A 19,605-nucleotide genomic window follows, 5' to 3' on the forward strand; every position below is an offset into this window, starting at 1 on the left:
AATTAAAACGAAGCGAGCGATTTAATCAAAACATGATCTCCTTACAGTTACGGTTTTATGAAGAATTAAATGATTTTATACCTCCAAAGAAGCGCAAAGTATGCTTTGCTCATAGCGTAGCTCAAAAAACTTCAATTAAAGACTTAATCGAATCACTTGGAGTTCCACATACCGAAATTGAAGTGATCTTGGTTAATGGAAAATCAGTTGACTTTAACTATCTGGTTCAAGATCAGGATTATATTTCTGTATATCCTGTTTTCGAAGCTTTTGATGTGAGTGAGTTGATCCGACTTCGCCCGCAACCTTTAAGAAGGCCTTGCTTTATTCTCGATGTTCATCTTGGAAAACTTGCTCGATATTTACGTTTACTTGGATTTGATGTGGTTTATGAAAACAATTTAACCGATGAAAACATAATCCAGCGTAGTAAAAAAGAACATCGAATTGTATTAACACGTGATGTCGGTATTTTGAAAAATAAAAGCATCACCCATGGTCATTGGATGCACAATACCAATCCAGAAAAACAAGTGGAAGAGGTTTTAATGCAATTCCAATTAACAAAACAGTGCAAACCATTTACTCGATGCCTCAATTGTAATGGGTTACTAAAAAAAGTAGATAAATCAAAAATTACTAAAGATATTCCTGAATTAGCAAAAAAATACTATCAAACCTTCATGCGGTGTCAATCCTGTAAAAAAATTTACTGGGAAGGTTCGCACTACATTAAATTAAAAAATTGGATTATAAAAATTTTGAACGTAGAGAAGAATTGAATCATTACATTGTAAAAAACTATATTTCCACCCAAAAAGTTATCATTTTAGTAATGAATAGGGGCTGTAAACAGCGCCTATTCATTGCTAAACTAAATAAATAACACAGTACTTAAACGAAAAGAGCATGATAAATCAACAAATTGAAACATTTTTCCAGTCAAAAGCCTTTGCTGTAATTGGCGCCTCATCGAATCGAGAAAAATATGGAAACAAGGTTTTACGATGTTATCTGGTGAATGGTAAAAAAGCTTATCCTGTAAATCCTAAAGAGGACTCAATTGAGGGAATACAGGTAATACATTCAGTAAGTGAATTGCCAAATGAGGTTGAAAGTATTTCTATTATAACCCCGCCTGCTATTACTGAAAAAATCGTTGAAGAAGCGATTAAAAAAGGAGTTAAAAACATTTGGATGCAACCCGGAGCAGAGAGCAATTCAGCCATTCAGAACTGCAAACAGCATAAAATCAATATCATCGCTGGAGGACCCTGTATTTTAGTCGTTTTAAATTATACAGACCACTAGAAAATTTATATTTAGAGAAATCTTTTGACCATATTATGGATAATCATTTAGAGGCTGTAGTTATGAGGGACAAATATGTACATGTGGCTTGAGCTCTTCGTTATGTTGGTGCTTATATTAATCTCAGCGCAATTATTTTCCAATGCCTTAGAGCATTTTGGTGAACGGTTGGATATTTCAGCCGGTGTCACGGGTTCAATATTCGCAGCTGTATCTACCGCACTTCCAGAAACTACCGTACCAATCTTGGCAATAATTTCAGGAACCGCTGATCGACAAGTTAATGAAGAAATTAGTGTAGGGGCAATTTTAGGGGCTCCATTAATGTTATCCACTTTATCAACCTTTATTATGGCTTCTTCAGTAATTAAAAAGCGGGGGATTAATGGAAGGATAACACCAGAAATTACTGGCTTTAAACGAGATATGAATTTTTTCTTAATGGCATTCACACTTGCTGCATTAGCAATGTTTCTTCCCTTAGAGCCAAATCACTCTATTCGTGTTTTATTTTGTATCATACTTATTTTTCTTTATTTTCTTTATTTAATGCTTACGTTCAGTGCGTCTAAAGCTTTGGTAGAAAACGGCCATGCAGTAATAACAAATGAACCTTTATTAATAACCAAGCTGGGTTTAAAAACCAATCTCAAAACAATTTTGGTCCAATTAATTTTGGGGCTAATCCTGTTGGTATTTAGTGCAAAGGGATTTATTCATGGAGTACAGGGAGCAGCAAACTCTATTGGTATACCTGTGTTGCTCTTATCATTACTGATCATCCCTATTGCAACAGAATTACCCGAAAAAGTGAATAGCGTGATATGGGTAAGAAAAGGTCAAGATACTCTTGGTTTTGGCAATATAACCGGAGCAATGGTCTTTCAGGGCACTTTACTTCCTGCATTAGGAATACTTTTGACACCTTGGGCACCATCTAGAATTGTACTTACAGGTATTCTAGTAACCTACATTGCTTCAGCGTGGCTGAGGTTCAATATTTCAGTGGACGGGATTAAGATTAACCTATTGTTTTTTAATGGAATTTTATACTTGACCTATCTCGGAATAGTGCTTTCATAAAAATGCATGCAAAAAACTGAAATGCGTCACTGCATCCCATTTATTATGGTTGTAAGCGTGTCTAATAAGCACAATAATAAACGCCTGATCCTAATTCTTTGTGTAAACGGAGTATATGCTTTATGAAATTTGATGCTGTTGTCCTTGGAGGCGGAATTATTGGAGTATCTGTTGCAATTCATTTGCAAAAGAGAGGGCGGTCAGTGGCATTAGTCGATGCGAAGCCCCCAGGAAGTGAGACCTCATATGGTAATGCGGGGTTAATTCAGCGTGAAGGGGTATATCCTTATGCATTTCCAAGAGATGTTTTCTCTTTAATTAAATATGCTTTAAACAGCTCTCCTGATGTCAGATATCACCCAAAAGCAATCCTGAAGCTTGCACCTTTTCTATGGAAATACTGGGTTAACTCTCATTCATTACGTCATGCAGAGATTGCTCGCTCCTATGCAAACTTGATTCAACACAGCATAACGGAACATCATTTTCTAGCCGAGGTTGCAGGAGTAAGACGCTTATTTCGTACAGGTGGATGGCTCAAAGTGTTCCGAACTGCAAAAAAGCAAGATACTGAAACACGATTTGCTGAAAAATGTAAAACGGAGTATGGCATTCAGTTTGAGGCTCTTGACCCGAATTCATTAAGTCAAATTGAGCCCGATCTGGATAAATCATTGCTGGGCGCTCTTCGATATTTAGACTCTGAAACTGTGAGCGATCCCGGAGCGCTGGTTGCAGCCTATGCCAATTATTTTGAGCATCTTGGTGGTCGCTTTTTCTTAGGTGACGCATTCACTTTATCCAATCAATGGACAGTCAAAACGGAACAGGGCCAGATCAAGGCAGATTCTGCAGTGATTGCATTAGGGCCATGGTCAGACATTTTATGCTCCCAACTAGGATATCACTTTCCGCTAGCTGTTAAACGTGGGTATCATATGCATTATGGTGTAAGACAAAACGCACAACTCAATCACCCAGTACTCGATATTGAGAATGGTTATCTGTTAGCACCAATGACTCGCGGAATTCGTCTTACTACCGGGGCGGAATTTGCACCACGTGACTCACAGAAAACTCCAGTACAACTTGATTTGGTAGAACCTATCGCACGCACGCTTTTTCCAATTACTACACGGCTTGATGAGTTTCCCTGGATGGGATGCAGACCGTGTACGCCTGATATGCTTCCAATTATCGGACAAGCGCCTCGGCATAAAGGACTATGGTTCGCATTCGGACATGCACATCACGGTTTGACGCTTGGGCCGGTTACGGGACGGTTGCTCGCGGAAATGATAACAGAAGGGGACTTAATCACCGATCCATTACCTTTTAGTGCGAGCCGATTTACTTCATAAGGAAGGATAGGGAGGTATTAGATTATTCTAATACCGATTAAAAGTGTTTTTAATTGCTGTAGTTCAATTCTTTTACCTCATTGCGGGGGAAACGCTGGGATCTGTTTTATCGACTTTTTCTACAAGAGGTTTAAACATACTATTTGTTCTTACGCTAACTTCAGCAGATTGACGGCACCCAGATATAGCGTGTAATCCATCTGATACTGGTTGTATCGGTACTGACGTCTCTTGAGTCGATTGTAATGAAGGGGGTTGCTTATGCATTATTCTTGCTCTATGTTTTTCCAACTCTTCTTTCATTGAGAGAAGCTGAGGATCCTTTGCATGCTCTCCTTCCAAAGCAGTAAAGTGTTTTAATGCGTGATCTAATTTAGACATGTCATTCTCTCTCTTACCCGAAACAATTTCCTGATAAGCCATTTGCGCAAGAAAATGCAAAGCATACTCCCGCACTTCTTTGGGTTCTTTTAATTGACTGCAAGCAGTTATCTGACGAATTTGCTCCATATCTGGACGATAACTACTTAGAACTATTTCTTGATAATTCTGGGGATTTTTCAGCTTTTCACGCTCTTGCAATAATATAAGCACGTCACACATCGCTCCCAAATCACCATCTCGAGCTGCCTCCATATAACATCTGAGAGAGACTTCTGGAGTGAGGCGTCTATAATGCATTGCCATCCTTTTAGTACATTCTATTTTGTGCGCCAAATTATTACCTGTTGATTTTTTACATTCGATATAGCTCGAAAAATCATCAAAAAGATCACCAATCAATGCCGCCTCAGTATTCATACCTATCACGTTCTGGTTTGAAAGTTTAAGCTCTGCACCATGTGCAAGCAGCAACAGTACTGCATTTAAGCTGGTAGGTTTCACGTAGACCCTATATTGCATGCCTTTATTGTCAGGCTTAGAGTAGGCTGCAACAAAATCTACTGGATAATATCCACTATTGTTCGATTGATTGATTTGATCCTTAAAACGTCCATGCTTATCTGATAATAACAATTGTAATGCGGATACCATACCTTCCTTTTTGCTACTGGCCAAGAAAACAGCTGTTTCACCAAAATTATTAGTTGCCTTGAGATAAGAGCTATCGTATTTCTTCTGAAGTTTCTCACTTGCTTTCAATAGAAAATCGGTGTTGACAAACAAATCGATAATTTCCAGGAACGATGTAGCTCTCATATTTTCCATGAGATCGTCCCTAAATACAAAATTACATTTATGAATAGCCCGTAAAAAAATATTAGCCCCATCAGGATCGCGAAAATTTAGATATGCTTCTAAGAGAGCAAGATCGTCTTCTGATTTGGATTGGAGCAACTGTTCAAGAACATCCCTAGAAATACCATCTATACCATATGTGTTTGTCTCACCGGCTATCCTTCTTCCTAATTTTTTTTGCGCTTTTTCAAAACTTTCGAATTTGTATCTACTCACTTTCATTTCCTCGTTTTCAAAACTAAATCATAAATTAGCGCGCTATTGTACAATAATTAGTCTTTTAATTGTACAATTATTATTCTTAAACTCACCTTAAAGTGCAGTCAACTGTTTGAGGAGAGCTATGGGATAATTTAAAAACATTAGACCCAGATTTAGGAATTTAGGTATTATGAACCCTGGAACCAGGGAGTGGGGTAGATAATGAGTAATGCAGTAAACATCGTTACTGATTTTAAAGAAAATGAGGTTATTTCTAAAATCATTTATGGAAATTTAAAAAAATTTAATGAGTCAATCATTGGGAGTTATGAAACAAAACCTTTTATTATCTATGCAAAAAACGATACCTCTGAAATTCTTGGCGGTATTAAAGGCGATATATTTGGAACATTATGCAGAGTCTTTACCGTTTGGATCCACGAAAAACAGCGTCGTAAAGGACTGGGTCGAGAACTCTTTGTGAAACTCGATGCTTTTGCAAAAGAAAACAATTGCAAAATGATCCAACTTGATACTGCGGAATTCCAAGCAAAAGGATTTTATGAGAAACTGGGTTATCAAGTTATAGCCACACTGCCAGATAATTTTATGGGTTATACCAGCTACATTTTGAGAAAATATTTGATTTAAATCAGGCGAACACATGCTTAGAGATTATATTTTTAATAAAAATTTAAACTTAGATAGCCTGGGTTTGGAGTATTTTCCTAATGGCTTAGCTAGCTTAGATTTTTTGGAAAGCATCAGTTTCTATAACAATCGACTGAAAGAACTGCCCGACGAGCTCTGGTCAATAAAATCATTGCGGCATTTAAATGCCTCAGCAAATGAGCTCACCTTCATACCCCAAGAAATTGAATGTCTGGAAAATTTACAGATTTTGGATATGAATGGGAATAAATTATCTACTTTACCTGAAAGCCTACAGCAAATTCCATTATCCAAGTACTTATATATGGCAGATAATAGATTTTCAGCAATTCCTGAAGTGGTTACCAAGTTAAATCAATTAAACTATTTAAATTTTTCAGGTAATAAAATAAAACAATTACCCGAAAATATTGGCTGCATGGAACATCTCATTGAGTTTCGAGTTTATGATAATCTAATTAGGGAGATACCTTATTCGATAGGGCAGTGCAATCAACTTCGAGAACTTCACTGTATGAAAAACCGGATTAGAAACCTTCCTTATGAAATGGGCAATTTAACAGAGTTAAGAATTCTTGATTGTTCTGATAATCAGATTGAATTAGTACCTAAAAGTGTAGGTTCTTTGACATCACTAAAGATTTTAAACTTCCGCAATAATCATTTATATTCACTTGCGGATGAGATTGGCAGCTTGTCCGAACTCCTTTATTTAGACTTAAGGAATAATAATTTAAAAGAACTTCCTATGAGTTTACTTAAGCTAAAGAAATTAGAAAAATTAGATTTAAGGTGTAACAAATATTTGCACTATCCAAGCTGGTTGTTTGAATTGGAAAAAAAGGGTTGTGTCATATTGCATTAGTGACAAACCACGGCTTACTTATTAATACAAATTGTCTTTAGAAGAAACTGAACATATTCATTAAAAACATGAGTAATTTGTTTTGGATTTTCAATCCAGGGAAAATGCCCAGCATCTTTAATTATATGAAAAATAATATTTTTTCGGATAAATTTTTTTGAGTTCATAAAAAATTTCAAGGGAATAATTAGGTCGTACTCACCTTTTTGTAAATGAATAAGGAGCTGCTGCAATTGTTACTTCCTTTAAAAGGGCATTGCTGGGTTTTTTAGCATATTGTTCTTGTAATTCTTGAGCCTTGCTTATTGGTTGTGTTTGAACATATTCCATAAATTCCTTCTGCCACAATGCATCAGGAGCAGAGTCCATTAAAACCAACCCAACAATCTTTTTTTCAAGCTTTGGTGTTGCTAGTACATACATTCCGCCGGTTGAGTGTGCTACTAAAATGACATTATCTAATACACTAACCGCTTCACACAGCGCATCAGACCAATGCGAAAAATACTCCTCATCATTCGATGTTTTATTCGCTCCATCTCCTGGAAGATCTAGATGCCAAAGTGTTCCAGGTAATTTCAGAATCTTGGTTAGCGTGTCAAGTGATTCTGAACCTAAACCCGGTCCACCCGGAAGAAATAACCAATTAAAATGTGCACCTTCTGTTGACTTAATTAATTGCAGACGTGCTTTTAAACTGGTCCAAAGAAATGGTTTTATTTTGTGTCTCATTCCCAAATAAACTTTTTCAAAAAATAAGAAATATAATATAAGTTCTTCACACAGTGAAGGCACGTTCCAAAAATAGTAGAGCCTTCCAGTTGTTGAACCCTTCCTTATGAAATTGGTCATTCAACGAAGTTAAGATAATCTGCTTGAAGTAGTTTCCTGAATCCTTCGAGGATTGCAATGAATATAACTTATGATAAATTTGAAACAACCTAGGTGAAAAAAATAGTGCTGGCTTACTTCTCGATTTTTATTTTTTGGTTTCTATAATAAAAATGGAGCTATTTGTTTGACTACTGTTGCTCCCAAAGCGCGCCCTGATAGAAAAAGATTCATTAAATGAGTAAAAAATGAAAATTGTCATTAAAGTCGGAACTCAAAGCATTTTATCAAGTGATGGAACACCATTTGAGCCTATTATGCTCCATTTAGTTGAACAAATTGTTACGCTACAAAAAGCTGGTCATTATGTTGTATTAGTAAGCTCAGGTGCGGTTGCTTCAGGTCGAAAAGTTGCAAGCCAATTTCTTGGCCGTCAATATGGAAGTTCAATAGGAGAAAAACAAGTTTTAGCTTCATTGGGCCAATATGAGCTGATGCATGTTTACGCTTCGATGTTAAAAGAGCATAACATGCTTGCATCTCAACTGTTGCTTACGAAACAAGATTTTCAAACAAGGCAGCACTATTTGAATATTTCAAGATTGCTTCATGAAATTCTAGGCAATAAGAAGATTGTCCCTATTATCAATGAGAATGATAGCGTTGCTATTGAAGAACTCATGTTTACTGATAACGATGAATTATCAGGTCTCATAGCAGCAATGATAAACGCTGACAAACTCATTATTTTGAGTAATGTTGAAGGTGTTTACACAAAGCATCCTAATGAAATTGGCTCTGAATTAATTTCAATTATTGATCCGAAAAATACTTGGCCTGAAGTTTCTTCTGTAAAAAGTCTTCATGGCAGAGGAGGTATGATTAGCAAGCTTGGAACAGCTCGAAAAATGTCGAATCTTGGCGTAACAACTCATATAGCCAGTATCAATCATTCTTCGGTAATTATGCGCATTCTCAATGGTGAAGCTTTGGGAACAACCATTCTTCCCACTAAGAAAAGATCAAATATAAAAAGATGGATTGCTTATAGTGAAAAAAAGACAGGATCAATTACTATAAATTCCTGTTTAGTAAAAATTATAAAAGAAAATAAGCGAATTATAAGTATCTTACCCGTCGGGATAGAAAAATTTACTGGCGAGTTTAAGCGAGGCGATCTTATAGAAATACTGACCCCAAATAATGAAAAAATAGGGATTGGCCTTGCTAAGTATGATGCGATTAAATTAAATGAATATTTAGGTCAATCATCAAAACCGGAGTTTATTCATTATGATCATTTACATATTTTTTAAGGTATTTTCATGATTGAAGAAATCACTAACCAGCTTAAGGCAACTAAAAAAGCCAGTTATAGTTTAAGATTTATTGATGAAGAAAAACAGAACAAAATATTATTAGAGCTTGCTCATCGATTACGAAATTCTGTCAATAAAATAATTGATGAAAATAAGAAAGACTTAGAATTGATTCGTGAAGAAGATCCTAAGTACGATCGCTTACTCTTATCTAAAGAACGAATTGAGTCAATGGCAACTGACATTGCAACAGTAGCTTCCTTACCCCATTCAATGACAACGATTTTAGATCAAAAAACACTTCCTAATGGCTTAGTTATTCAGAAAGTTTCTGTTCCATTAGGAGTTGTTGCTATTATTTATGAATCACGACCCAATGTGACCATCGATGCTTTTGCTTTATGCTTTAAAACAGGTAATGCATGTGTTTTGAAAGGGGGAAAAGAAGCCCAACATACTAATCTTTTTTTAGTTTCATTGATACACCAAGTTCTACATGATCATGGCCTCAATGAAGCGCTTGTTTATTTATTACCATTAGAGCGAGAAGCAACTCATATTCTTTTGAAAGCCAACGACTTCGTGGATGTTTGTATTCCCAGGGGAAGCCAGTCATTAATAAATTTTGTACGTGAACATGCAAGAATACCTTTTATTGAAACAGGTGCTGGTATTGTTCATATTTATTTCGATCAGAGTGGCGATATAGAGAAAGGGCGCTTAATTATTGAGAATGCTAAAACAAGAAGAGTTAGTGTTTGCAATGCACTCGATATATTGGTTATTCATAAAGATCGATTAATTGATTTACCATTAATAGTAAAATCACTTATCAACAAACAGGTTGAAATTTTTGCAGATAAGCTGAGTTATCAGGCAATTAAATCTTTTTATCCTGAAAAATTACTCCACAAAGCGACACCTGATGATTTTGGGCAGGAATTTTTATCTTATAAAATGGCAATAAAAACAGTTGGTTCAGTAGAAGAAGCAGTGAATCATATAATGGATTATAGTTCGGGTCATAGCGAAGCGATTATTGCTGAAGATAAAGCCACTATTAGTTATTTTCTAGATCATATTGATGTTGCAGCTGTTTATGTCAATGCTTCGACAGCATTTACCGATGGTGGACAATTTGGAATGGGTGCTGAAATAGGAATAAGTACGCAAAAATTACACGCTCGCGGACCTATGTCTTTAGACGCTTTAACAAGTTATAAATGGGTTGTCTTGGGTGAGGGTCATATTAGACCTTAATTTATTGAAGTTTGAATCAATAATGCGTTTTAGTTTCTGCTCATTTTTTTTCGATTGGGCTTAGATCATCTTAGATGATTTGCTAACCAATTCTAAAATTAACATTAAATTGTTTTCAAGGCTCTTAAATTGGATTTTGTTTAACTCAAAAGAGACTGTCTTCTAAAAAATTGTCCGGCACAAAGAAACTTATTGTTTATTTGCTTTGTTTAATGCTCACTTAATAATCAATCGCTACAATGTTTTCTCATCAGGAATTATTTCCAGGAGGTTTTCTTATAAAGAGTAAATAATTATGTATAGCAAAATGTCTAAAAGTCCTTTCGTAGGCCAAAAGCAAGCAGATGTTGCAATGTTTGGTAATGCTGGAAAAAGAACCTTCTTTAGTGCATCATTTTCGATTTTTAGTAGTAAATCTGAAAAAAAACCAAATAATCGATATTTTCATCAAGAATATGAGACATATGATCTATTGAATGAGCGTGATGTGCCTGTAGAAGTAGTATTTCATCGAATTCATGGTGGCTCGCCTAAAGAAGTTGCTCAAAATGGCTTTAGCGGCAGAAAAGATTTACCTAAAACAAGCTTAAAAGCTTACGTAGCATTAAATATGCCTTATCCTGGATTTGGTGGAACATCTCAAACTGAGCATGCATTAGATTTTGCTAAAAATGGGGCGAATAATAAAAAAAATTATCTCTATTCCTCACTTAATCCAAACAAAAAAATCAGCATCCTTAACATGCTTCATTTAGAAGTTGATGACGTAAACGAATCAAATATTAAGCAAAAAATGTCAGAAATGGAAGTTATGGCTCTAGGAGACATAGGGTCGGAATTCATTTTATATGCTACCGATGATTTTGAAAATTTTTCTAAGGGATTGCCAGTAAAGAATTTATTGAGTGATTATAATCCAGATGTGCCTAAAACATACACGAAAAATGATGTGGTCTCACCAGCATCTATTTTACTACACTTAGCAAAAACGGGTAACACTAGCATTATAGCAAAAGGCATTGAAGCTAAAATCTTTACTCAAAAAGATTTAGTTGAGCTCTCAAAAAGATCTAATTGCACAGAATTAGCCGACTATTTACAAGCGTCATGTGAAGAAAATCAAATGTTCGCCCATGCATAGAGCATGTTTTAACCTGTCCTAACAACATAAATACTATAACCCCACTAGGTCTGATTATCAAAATAATCAGACCTAGTGGGGTTGGATTAAGTCACCTACTTGCGTATGATTAGTTCGCAAATGTTAAGCTGATATCGTTACTGTTTTGAATTTGAAAAAAATCCCATATAGCATAAATAGAAGCTTATAACTGCCATTAATGGAGCAAGCAACATAAATTCCACTTTTGGAGAATGTGGGTTGGTTTGATATTTCTTGAACAATTCCTGGAAACATTAAATAAAGAATTCCTTTTATAAGAATAAGCCAAGATAAAATGGTAATAACAACAACCCATGATCGCGTCCATACATTATGACTCACTACAAGTAAAGTACCTATGGTCACAAGCATCATCCCTACAATAAATTCCAAGGCTCTATTCTGTAATAATGCAGTCAATGTAGGTACGAGATCGTTTACATTAATTAATAACGACAGGCTAAGTATTAATAAACTTAAACCCATTACTCTTGCTAGAAATATTGAATGATTCATCTTTTTCTCCCGCGGTCTTAGGGCACATCCTTGTTATAATGGCATTTCTTTAACTTCTTTCGCAATCAGTAACTTAAGATGTGGAATGAATACTAGGTGAACATGGGGCAAAATACCTAGTTAACAAAATTTAATATTTAGCAAAACACTGTCCTCTTGAAGAATGATCAGTGCACTTCCCTATCACACAATTTTTTACTCATAAATCCAGCCAGTAGCGCTGGGGTTTTGCCCATTTCTTCTTTGAAACCTATAACCAATATTAATTTGACAGTATTTTCACATTGTTAAAAGGAATATCAAATTAATATTCCATTAATAATTGCTCAGTAGAATTTGAAGCGATTTAAATAACCTAGGAAAAAATAATGATATCCCAAGCACAGGCAATTGATTTACTTAATAAGTATGAAAAATATTTAATTGAACTGCAAAATGCTATTACCAAAAATCCTCAGCATCTTTTACGTTGTGATATGCAGGTCGTAGATAATACCTTAGCTGCTTTAAAAGCTATCGCAAACCAATCTCAATTTGTACCCGATGTAGTTGATTCAGGCATGAGTAGCATAAAAGGATTAAGTTCTAATCCACAAGAAGCCATTCAAGCTTTATTAGTCAATGGGACGTTTAAAGATCACTTCCAAAAAATGTGTACTCATTATGCAAAGAATAATCCTGAATTATTGAAAAACTTGCAAAATTTTCATGCAAATATATGTCAAGAAAAAATTATTGTATATAAAGCAAAAAATGGTGAGCTTGCATTAAAATTTCCTACCCAAGAATGGAGAGATAATTTTATTAAGCAGATGGGTGGAGTGTCTTATTTTGCATCTACAGATAAACACAATGCAAATAAAGCATGTCCAAAAACTTATCCTGCAAACCCCTCTACTTTGTTCATTAGTGCATACACAGCGAGAAATGGGGAATTAGCAGTAGTATTTCCTAATCAGGAAGTGCGTCAAAACTTTCTAACTTTACTTAAACATGCGTCTTCAACAACATGCTCGATTTATGAAGGACAAGATGCAATATATTTTAATGATCAAAAATTGCATACTGCGGGTTATAATTTTGGTATTCATGCACCTGCATGTATTTCGCAATCACTCAATGCTGCACATGCAGATGTCCGCTTTGCTGCAAGAATTTTAGGGCAAGCCCTTAGAAATCCAAACAATAATTGTTTCTTCAATACTCTTCCAAGCGAATTAAATGCTAAAATTATAAGCTTAAGCACAGACAATGGGGTGCTTTCGGAAGAAGATGCATTAACCTCAGTTGTAGACAATTTAGGTAAGCCCCGGTGAACATAAAAGAGATGTACTGTTCAGCAAAAGTAACCTGTTTGAAGCAATAATTTAGTCTTTTAGTTTTAAAAGCTAAAGGGCTAACTAAACCGCTGGTAGCTCTCCATACTCTCAGTGAATTTCTCTATCGCTCACTTCATGATTCATAAATCCGGTGACGAGTGTTTTTACTGCAGTTTCACCCATTTCTTCTTTTGGACAAAAGTCCATAGCCACAGCAAAGCCTATTTCTCGCATTGAATCGTTCCACAGAGGCTCTTTATTTAAAATGGGTTTTATCTTTCCAATGAGAGAGTCCAAAAACGCATCATCTACAGAAAGCAATTGCTGCTTTTGAGGACTTTTGATCAGCGTTTCTTTTATAGTTACATATAATGCGTAGTTCAATATGTATAGTGCGAACTCCTGTGACTCGTTTTCTTCATCCAGACAGATCTTCTGTTCTTGATTGTAAAAATGAGTGAAACGATAATTATCAGGACAAAATTCATTTTCAATAAAGTCTATTTGTCGCGAATTACTTACTTCACTGCGAAAAAGAAAGTATTGTTCTCGCTGAGAATGAAGAGCAGAAATTTTAAAACAACCTTGAAAAATACAAGGCTGCTGCTCCCAAATAGTAACCAAGATTAATGTTTCAATATTTATATCGATACGACTCATTCTGATATTTAATTCCAAATCTAAAATTAAAAAATAGTGCGTGCCCCATTTTAGTTTTCATTCGTTGGCACGACGTGCTGTATTTTACCACTGAACCGTGCGCCCCAGGTTAAAATATCAGGAAATTGTTTGATTACGGGTAACAATAAAAGTCGAGTCCAAGGTTTCATCATGGCAAATTGTGCAAAAAATGAAGCAACATGGATGCGGCGACTAAAATGTTTACGCCATTGCTTCGTATAGTATGCACCAGCATCATCAAACTGATTCATCTCCTTGCGGGTGTTCAGTTTAAACTGAATGAAACAGTGCGCTAGTAACCATGCAGATTGCATGGCCATACTAATTCCTTCAGCTACAACAGGATGTGCTTCACCGGCACTATTACCAACGAAAAAAACACCATCCTGATAACAGTTGCGAATACCGGGTTTAATTGGCCCTGCTGCCAGCCAGCTTCCCTCGCGCTCGGCACAACGAAGCACCTCCCTAACCCCGCGACATTGGTCTAATAGGTATTCATAAACTGTTTCCCCAGCTTGTATGCCTGGATTTTTCAAGCGTAAATCATGCAAAACATCACGACGAATACAGCACGAAAGCGTGACTTTTTGCTCAGTACTATGAACCATTCCGCCATAGCCGCCATGGAAAGCCAGCAAGGGCATCAGATTAATAGGTAACGTGGAATTTTTAAAATGTGCTTTAAATGCCAATAGATCGGAGGAATGATGTATTTTATCTTCAGATTGGCCAATTCGCTTTTCCCATGATCCGTTAGCAACAACAACTAGAGAAGCCATTATCTCAATCGTTTTATTATTATTTTCTTTTACGGAACAGATAAATGATCCTTCTTTAGAACGATGTAATGACAGTGTTTCACAAGGTTGCCAAACATGTACTCCTTTTAATTTGGCTTTATTCATAAGCTCTGTATCAAGATATTCTCTGGCGAGCGCCCTTCCCCATAAATTTTTTGATGTTTTAGAGGGTGGCATATTCGCAGTTAATATAACATCTGCAGCATATAAGCCGACTTTTTGTATCTCGGGACCACCATGTATCAAATAGAACTCTTCCATTCCAAGTTTTTGCAGTAGAGATAAACTTGTAACGGATATAAATTCACCACAGACCTTTCTACGAGGAAACTCTTTCTTTTCGACCAGCCCTACTGACCAACCTGCTTCAGCAAGTAATAATGCAGTAGTTACGCCGGAAGGCCCTCCTCCAATGATAAGCACATCCAGAGTCATAGGTTTTAATCCATACTATTTTAAAATAAGAATACTCCACCAAAATGGAAAGCGCCATTTGATTTGATAATTTTTAATACATGCTTGTTGCAATAAAAACTCTAATTCAATTCTGGTAAAACTCTTTTGAATCGAAAGCAAGCCATCATGAGTGATAAGTCGGTTACGAAATAAAGGGCTAATCATTTTATAAAGCCAATAAGCAATAAAATTGCGATGCAGATCATTGATTATTACAGCCTTATGTGTTGTCTCATGGGCTTTAATTAAGAGCGTGAGTAGTTCCTCATCATCCAAATGGTGGCATACCAAATTGAACAAAATGATATCTATATTTTCTTTGACTTCGAGTTCTGGCTGCAGCTGCAAATGAAACTCGACCAAGGTACTTCCATTCTTTAGCTGCCATTCCTGTGCTTCTTTTTCTGCAAGTTTAATCGCTTCTGTAGAAATATCTAACCCCAACATACGCATGTTGGGGTAATATTTACTAAGATTGAGTAAGAATAAGCCGCCACCACATCCAACATCCGCCAATACTGAGTTAGAGGGAAATTGTTGAAGCAAATTGACGGTACTTTTAAAAATACCCATCAACTTATTAATTTTAAATAATTTTTTTAAAGATTGGGTGTATTCTTGTGGTGTATAAAAATCCTGACCTAGATCAATGATTTCCTTTTCCTTTGATCGTATTTTAAATTGGGTCATTTCATTTTTAATCAATGAGAAATTTTTATTTTGCATTGTATCCTTAAATATTGCAATAAATGCATTTCATACGCTAAATAAATTCGTAAGTGATAACAAATTTTTTTATATTGAAGGAGATATCTTTTTAAAAGGGAAGAAATGCAATCAAAAATTAGTGCAATTGGAATAGCAACCCCTCCGTTTATGCGAACACAAGATGAGATCGCAGATCTTATTTCTATAGGATTTCATCTTGATGCACTACAAAAAAAAGTGTTGAAAAGAATTTATAAGTCCTCGGGCATTGAAACCCGATATAGTGTATTAACAGACTACTGTAAACAACCCGGTGAATTTGAATTTTTTCCAAATACTCCAAAAGAAAATTTTCCATCCACCTCACAACGAATGAATTTATACAAGGATAATGCCCTTAATTTAGCCATAACTTCCATCGAAAATTGCTTAAATAGCATTGAATTTGACAGAAGAAATATTACTCATTTAATTACAGTCAGTTGTACCGGCATGTATGCTCCTGGAATTGATATTGAAATTGTACAAAAACTTAATTTGTCTCCATCTGTAAAGCGCACTGCAATTAATTTTATGGGGTGCTATGGAGCATTTAATGGCTTAAAAGTAGCCGATGCATTTTGCCAAGCAGAGCCAAATTCCAACGTACTTTTAGTGTGTGTTGAGCTTTGTACAATACATTTTCAAGATACCTTTAATATAGAAAATATCATTTCGAACGCTATTTTTGCTGATGGAGCCGCAGCGGCCTTGATTCAGGGGCAAACCAATTTACCCAAATGTTTTAATATAGAGTCCTTTTATTGTGATTTAGTTCCACAAACCAACCAGGAAATGGCATGGACCATTACAGATTATGGATTTGACATCATACTCAGCTCATACGTACCTGAAGCAATTGAGTCTGGCATTTTGATGTTTACAGAAAAACTGTTAAAACAATCTAATTATTCTTTTAATGATATCGATTATTACGCAATTCACCCTGGGGGTATTAAGATTCTGCAAGCCTGTGAAAAAGCCTTAAAGATTACTGCTCAAGACAATCAACATTCTTACGATGTATTAAGAAATTATGGGAATATGTCCTCAGCAACAGTATTATTTGTTTTAAAAAATATTTGGGATAAGTTAAATAGTCAGGATAAGGCGAAACATATTTTTAGTTGTGCTTTTGGACCGGGCTTAACCTTAGAATCCATGATGCTCAAAATACAGTATAATTAGCTTTTATTCAAAAATATCTTCATCTAAATAGTCTAGAAAAGATAAGAGAGAGCAATGACAGCCCAAAAGCTATGGAGTTTATTTGTTTCTATATGTTTTTTCATCTATAGCTACTTAGGTTATGCCAAGTCAAATAGCATTCAATTTTTCTACTCAAATAACAACCAAATTCTTGATATTGAAAAAGCTTATCAACGCTTAACCGGTAAAGAGCAACATGAACTCAAAAAAAATGCTATTCGCATATTACAACAGCAACATATGGAATTAGGCCAATTTAAAAATGCACTTGGAACATATATCATGCAAGAGACGCATCAGTTTACGGCGGAAAATGCCGAAGTTTTTTTTGTTTCTCCATTACAGAAGTTATCTTTCCCAAAAACCGTTTTTATCGCTTCAATTTTAGCAAAGCAACTTGATCAGGAAAGTGTCGCTGTTTTTATTCCAACCAATACAAACACTATTGCTCATATAAAGCTCATTTTTAATGGCAATAACCCACCCATTACTGAGGTAATTCAATTAGTTCATAAGCTCCCTGCTTCATTTACAAAGGCATTTACCCTGAACTTAAAGAATATACATTCTGCTTTTGATTCAGCTGAAGTTCACTCAATCGAATGGCTTGGTAGTAATCTAAATAGTTCCGTTATTAAAAATACTTTTCCGTTCGACAAAGTACTATCAGATAATGGTGAAGCATACCTGGTTTTTAATACTGGGAAATATCAGAAATTGTAATGGTGACTGTTTTCAAAAAATATATCGAAAAAATTCAAATAGATAATTACTCAAACACCTATTCAAGCCTTCATATGTTATTTTTTTTGACTATTCCTATGTAATAGCCCTTAAACTATCATTACTTAGCTTTGCTATGTCGTGATGTTATATGTGTTTGTTGCAAATAATTTTTTATTTTTTAAGGAGAAAATCATGAAAAAAATAGGATCAATTTTATTATTAACGGCAGCTTTTTCTTCAGCTCATGCTTTAAGCACTATAAGCACTATAAGCACTATTGTTGGCTCATCCTCAGGCGACGGCACAGGAACAAGTACTAGTGACACAGGAACGAATACCAGCACCAACAATAACATGAATACCAATAGCAGCACGAGTACTGATATGAATAATGGCACTAGCACTGATGATAGTGGCACGAATACTAATAGTGGTACCGATAATACCAGCACGACCTATTAAGCTGTTGCTAAGGAAAATATTGTAACTCGGGGAAAAATTGCAACAATCCTCGAGTTACAAGACCCTCTATTTCGATGTATGTAAGAAGACGTTCGTCTGATAGGCTTTTATAAATTAACCTTATGGTTTTTCCTCGATGCTTCTAGTTTCATGGTATTGTAAAGCACAATCAGGGCGGCAATGTTCCTTATATTTTTGATAAATAGTAGAAAAGATCTCATTTTCCATATTATTCTTAAAATATTCAATTGCATCCTCATCACCATAATGTACCGCAAGATCGAGCCAGTCAAAACCTGCCATCCAATCACGCTCTAATGATTTAGGGAAATCTACTTCAATATCATCATCCATTTCTTGTTGTAACGCTTTAAGATCCGCGAAGCAAATAAGCGCCAGTTCAAATTGAGCACTCGTGTAACGTTGTTTGCCTGGAGAAATCTCAATAATTCGCTTTGCTGTTATCAAGGTATTTTGTATATACTCATCAAATGAAATACGCTGCTTAGCCGGTTTAAAAAATCGTTTCATTTTGGATTTGAAAAAAAGAATTAATTATGTGCAAAACATTTTCAATTGTAAACACTTTTTGTCCAAATTTACTATAAAGGAAACTGTCGAACATTTTTAGGGAGATAACCGTGACAAGAAAAGTATGTGTTATTGTCGGAGTTGGACCAGGAAACGGCGCTGCTTTCGCGTCTCGTTTTTCCAAAGAAGGCTACCATTTGGCGTTATTAGCACGAACAAAAACCTTTACTAATGAGCTCGCAGATAAACTGGGAAATGCGTACGCTTACGAATGTGATGTGGGGAATAATGATTCCGTAGAAAAAGCTTTTGCGCAAATTAAACAGGATTTAGGAACAATCGATGTCATCGTGTACAACGCAGGATCAGGTTTATGGGGCAATATAGAAGAAATTAAACCCAAAGATTTTGAAGCAAGTTGGCGTGTTAATGCATTAGGATTACTGCTTGTGAGTCAATGTATCATCCCAAGCATGAAGCAAAAAGGCCGCGGCAAACTGATTATCATTGGTGCAACTGCGTCAAAACGTGGAGCTATTAAAACTGCAGCATTTGCACCAGCTAAAGCAGCACAACGAAGTCTTGCCGAATCAATGGCTAAATATTTAGGTCCCATGGGAATTCATGTTGCCCTGGTTATTATTGACGGTATTGTTGACCTGCCTAAGGCCAGAGAATATATGCCAAATAAACCGGATGGTTTTTTTGTTAAATCAGACGATGTTGCAGATACGGTATTTTGGTTAACACAACAAGCGCCCTCTACCTGGTCATTTGAAGTAGAAATTCGTCCTTTTGGTGAAGCTTGGTAGTGTACCTATAACTTGGTAGTGTACCTATAAAAGGTTAGT

Annotated in this window: 21 protein-coding genes; 14 read left to right on the forward strand and 7 right to left on the reverse strand. The window is 35.7% G+C overall.

The features are described from left to right. The first annotated feature begins 32 nt into the window (after positions 1-32). The 4 genes from Lani_RS08055 (at position 33) to Lani_RS08070 (ending at position 3,755) form a co-directional block, all read left to right on the forward strand. A complete protein-coding gene (locus Lani_RS08055; RefSeq protein ID WP_019232304.1) occupies positions 33-782 on the forward strand; it encodes a Mut7-C RNAse domain-containing protein in 750 nt (249 codons plus the stop codon). Positions 783-909: 127 nt separating this feature from the next. After that, positions 910-1,311, forward strand: coding sequence for a CoA-binding protein (locus Lani_RS08060; RefSeq protein WP_019232305.1), 402 nt, complete (start codon positions 910-912; stop codon positions 1,309-1,311). A gap of 75 nt (positions 1,312-1,386) precedes the next feature. Then, the gene (locus tag Lani_RS08065; protein ID WP_019232306.1) at positions 1,387-2,394 is read left to right on the forward strand and encodes a sodium:calcium antiporter; all 1,008 of its coding nucleotides are present in this window, start codon (positions 1,387-1,389) and stop codon (positions 2,392-2,394) included. Between the two features lie 122 nt (positions 2,395-2,516). Beyond that, entirely contained in the window at positions 2,517-3,755 is a 1,239-nt protein-coding gene (locus tag Lani_RS08070) for an NAD(P)/FAD-dependent oxidoreductase (protein WP_019232307.1), read from the forward strand. A gap of 72 nt (positions 3,756-3,827) precedes the next feature. Here Lani_RS08070 and Lani_RS08075 read toward each other — a convergent pair whose 3' ends face one another. Then, on the reverse strand, positions 3,828-5,210 hold the full coding sequence (locus Lani_RS08075; protein ID WP_058388499.1) for a hypothetical protein: 1,383 nt from the start codon (positions 5,208-5,210) through the stop codon (positions 3,828-3,830). A gap of 207 nt (positions 5,211-5,417) precedes the next feature. Between Lani_RS08075 and Lani_RS08080 the strand changes: the two genes are divergently transcribed. Together Lani_RS08080 and Lani_RS08085 are read left to right on the forward strand one after the other, a co-directional pair. Further along, complete coding sequence (locus Lani_RS08080; protein WP_058388500.1) at positions 5,418-5,846, forward strand: GNAT family N-acetyltransferase; 429 nt, start codon at positions 5,418-5,420, stop codon at positions 5,844-5,846. Positions 5,847-5,859: 13 nt separating this feature from the next. Beyond that, positions 5,860-6,732, forward strand: a complete 873-nt coding sequence (locus Lani_RS08085) for a leucine-rich repeat domain-containing protein (RefSeq protein ID WP_019232311.1) — start codon at positions 5,860-5,862, stop codon at positions 6,730-6,732. Positions 6,733-6,930: 198 nt separating this feature from the next. On the opposite strand, the gene Lani_RS08095 is transcribed toward Lani_RS08085, so the two are convergent. Beyond that, positions 6,931-7,464 (reverse strand): alpha/beta fold hydrolase, encoded by a 534-nt coding sequence (locus Lani_RS08095; protein ID WP_103030592.1) that lies wholly within the window; start codon positions 7,462-7,464, stop codon positions 6,931-6,933. Positions 7,465-7,811: 347 nt separating this feature from the next. Here Lani_RS08095 and proB point away from each other — a divergent pair, with 347 nt between their 5' ends. The 3 genes from proB to Lani_RS08110 all read left to right on the forward strand — a co-directional run bounded on the left by proB (position 7,812) and on the right by Lani_RS08110 (position 11,283). Next, entirely contained in the window at positions 7,812-8,879 is a 1,068-nt protein-coding gene (gene proB, locus Lani_RS08100) for a glutamate 5-kinase (RefSeq protein ID WP_019232314.1), read from the forward strand. 9 nt (positions 8,880-8,888) lie between these two features. Continuing rightward, positions 8,889-10,142, forward strand: a complete 1,254-nt coding sequence (locus tag Lani_RS08105; protein WP_019232315.1) for a glutamate-5-semialdehyde dehydrogenase — start codon at positions 8,889-8,891, stop codon at positions 10,140-10,142. Between the two features lie 295 nt (positions 10,143-10,437). Further along, positions 10,438-11,283: a hypothetical protein gene (locus tag Lani_RS08110; RefSeq protein ID WP_019232316.1), complete on the forward strand. Its 846-nt coding sequence runs from the start codon at positions 10,438-10,440 to the stop codon at positions 11,281-11,283. Between the two features lie 123 nt (positions 11,284-11,406). Here the strand turns inward: Lani_RS08110 and Lani_RS08115 are convergent, their stop codons facing one another. Continuing rightward, positions 11,407-11,820, reverse strand: a complete 414-nt coding sequence (locus tag Lani_RS08115) for a hypothetical protein (protein WP_019232317.1) — start codon at positions 11,818-11,820, stop codon at positions 11,407-11,409. A gap of 368 nt (positions 11,821-12,188) precedes the next feature. On the opposite strand from Lani_RS08115, the gene Lani_RS08120 reads away from it, so the two are divergent. Next, positions 12,189-13,136 (forward strand): hypothetical protein, encoded by a 948-nt coding sequence (locus Lani_RS08120; RefSeq protein ID WP_019232318.1) that lies wholly within the window; start codon positions 12,189-12,191, stop codon positions 13,134-13,136. 111 nt (positions 13,137-13,247) lie between these two features. On the opposite strand, the gene Lani_RS08125 is transcribed toward Lani_RS08120, so the two are convergent. Genes Lani_RS08125 through Lani_RS08135 form a run of 3 tightly spaced genes read right to left on the reverse strand, consistent with a single transcriptional unit; the run spans position 13,248 to position 15,805 of the window. After that, a complete protein-coding gene (locus tag Lani_RS08125; RefSeq protein ID WP_019232319.1) occupies positions 13,248-13,799 on the reverse strand; it encodes a hypothetical protein in 552 nt (183 codons plus the stop codon). Between the two features lie 50 nt (positions 13,800-13,849). Next, positions 13,850-15,058 carry an NAD(P)/FAD-dependent oxidoreductase gene (locus Lani_RS08130; RefSeq protein ID WP_019232320.1) on the reverse strand — a complete coding sequence of 403 codons (1,209 nt, stop codon included), beginning with the start codon at positions 15,056-15,058 and terminating at the stop codon, positions 13,850-13,852. 15 nt (positions 15,059-15,073) lie between these two features. After that, positions 15,074-15,805 (reverse strand): methyltransferase domain-containing protein, encoded by a 732-nt coding sequence (locus tag Lani_RS08135; RefSeq protein WP_019232321.1) that lies wholly within the window; start codon positions 15,803-15,805, stop codon positions 15,074-15,076. A 105-nt stretch (positions 15,806-15,910) separates the two neighbouring features. Here Lani_RS08135 and Lani_RS08140 point away from each other — a divergent pair, with 105 nt between their 5' ends. The 3 genes from Lani_RS08140 (at position 15,911) to Lani_RS08150 (ending at position 18,223) form a co-directional block, all read left to right on the forward strand. After that, entirely contained in the window at positions 15,911-17,014 is a 1,104-nt protein-coding gene (locus Lani_RS08140) for a type III polyketide synthase (protein WP_019232322.1), read from the forward strand. Positions 17,015-17,068: 54 nt separating this feature from the next. Continuing rightward, complete coding sequence (locus tag Lani_RS08145) at positions 17,069-17,758, forward strand: hypothetical protein (RefSeq protein ID WP_019232323.1); 690 nt, start codon at positions 17,069-17,071, stop codon at positions 17,756-17,758. Positions 17,759-17,953: 195 nt separating this feature from the next. Further along, entirely contained in the window at positions 17,954-18,223 is a 270-nt protein-coding gene (locus tag Lani_RS08150) for a hypothetical protein (RefSeq protein ID WP_019232324.1), read from the forward strand. A gap of 120 nt (positions 18,224-18,343) precedes the next feature. On the opposite strand, the gene Lani_RS08155 is transcribed toward Lani_RS08150, so the two are convergent. Then, positions 18,344-18,754 (reverse strand): hypothetical protein, encoded by a 411-nt coding sequence (locus Lani_RS08155; protein ID WP_019232325.1) that lies wholly within the window; start codon positions 18,752-18,754, stop codon positions 18,344-18,346. Positions 18,755-18,864: 110 nt separating this feature from the next. Between Lani_RS08155 and Lani_RS08160 the strand changes: the two genes are divergently transcribed. Next, positions 18,865-19,566 (forward strand): SDR family NAD(P)-dependent oxidoreductase, encoded by a 702-nt coding sequence (locus Lani_RS08160; protein WP_019232326.1) that lies wholly within the window; start codon positions 18,865-18,867, stop codon positions 19,564-19,566. The last annotated feature ends 39 nt before the right edge of the window (positions 19,567-19,605 follow it).

Source organism: Legionella anisa, from assembly GCF_001467525.1.
In the GTDB taxonomy this organism is placed as follows: domain Bacteria; phylum Pseudomonadota; class Gammaproteobacteria; order Legionellales; family Legionellaceae; genus Legionella; species Legionella anisa.

Coding starts and splice junctions, on each gene's coding strand:
- Lani_RS08155 (WP_019232325.1), bottom strand. CDS start 18,754: ATGAAACGATTTTTTAAACCGGCTAAGCAGCGTATTTCATTTGATGAG.
- Lani_RS08125 (WP_019232319.1), bottom strand. CDS start 13,799: ATGAGTCGTATCGATATAAATATTGAAACATTAATCTTGGTTACTATT.
- Lani_RS08115 (WP_019232317.1), bottom strand. CDS start 11,820: ATGAATCATTCAATATTTCTAGCAAGAGTAATGGGTTTAAGTTTATTA.
- Lani_RS08085 (WP_019232311.1), top strand. CDS start 5,860: ATGCTTAGAGATTATATTTTTAATAAAAATTTAAACTTAGATAGCCTG.
- Lani_RS08145 (WP_019232323.1), top strand. CDS start 17,069: ATGACAGCCCAAAAGCTATGGAGTTTATTTGTTTCTATATGTTTTTTC.
- Lani_RS08065 (WP_019232306.1), top strand. CDS start 1,387: ATGTACATGTGGCTTGAGCTCTTCGTTATGTTGGTGCTTATATTAATC.
- Lani_RS08095 (WP_103030592.1), bottom strand. CDS start 7,464: ATGAGACACAAAATAAAACCATTTCTTTGGACCAGTTTAAAAGCACGT.
- Lani_RS08120 (WP_019232318.1), top strand. CDS start 12,189: ATGATATCCCAAGCACAGGCAATTGATTTACTTAATAAGTATGAAAAA.
- Lani_RS08060 (WP_019232305.1), top strand. CDS start 910: ATGATAAATCAACAAATTGAAACATTTTTCCAGTCAAAAGCCTTTGCT.
- Lani_RS08055 (WP_019232304.1), top strand. CDS start 33: ATGATCTCCTTACAGTTACGGTTTTATGAAGAATTAAATGATTTTATA.
- Lani_RS08110 (WP_019232316.1), top strand. CDS start 10,438: ATGTATAGCAAAATGTCTAAAAGTCCTTTCGTAGGCCAAAAGCAAGCA.
- Lani_RS08140 (WP_019232322.1), top strand. CDS start 15,911: ATGCAATCAAAAATTAGTGCAATTGGAATAGCAACCCCTCCGTTTATG.
- Lani_RS08080 (WP_058388500.1), top strand. CDS start 5,418: ATGAGTAATGCAGTAAACATCGTTACTGATTTTAAAGAAAATGAGGTT.
- Lani_RS08070 (WP_019232307.1), top strand. CDS start 2,517: ATGAAATTTGATGCTGTTGTCCTTGGAGGCGGAATTATTGGAGTATCT.
- proB (WP_019232314.1), top strand. CDS start 7,812: ATGAAAATTGTCATTAAAGTCGGAACTCAAAGCATTTTATCAAGTGAT.
- Lani_RS08150 (WP_019232324.1), top strand. CDS start 17,954: ATGAAAAAAATAGGATCAATTTTATTATTAACGGCAGCTTTTTCTTCA.
- Lani_RS08130 (WP_019232320.1), bottom strand. CDS start 15,058: ATGACTCTGGATGTGCTTATCATTGGAGGAGGGCCTTCCGGCGTAACT.
- Lani_RS08105 (WP_019232315.1), top strand. CDS start 8,889: ATGATTGAAGAAATCACTAACCAGCTTAAGGCAACTAAAAAAGCCAGT.
- Lani_RS08135 (WP_019232321.1), bottom strand. CDS start 15,805: ATGCAAAATAAAAATTTCTCATTGATTAAAAATGAAATGACCCAATTT.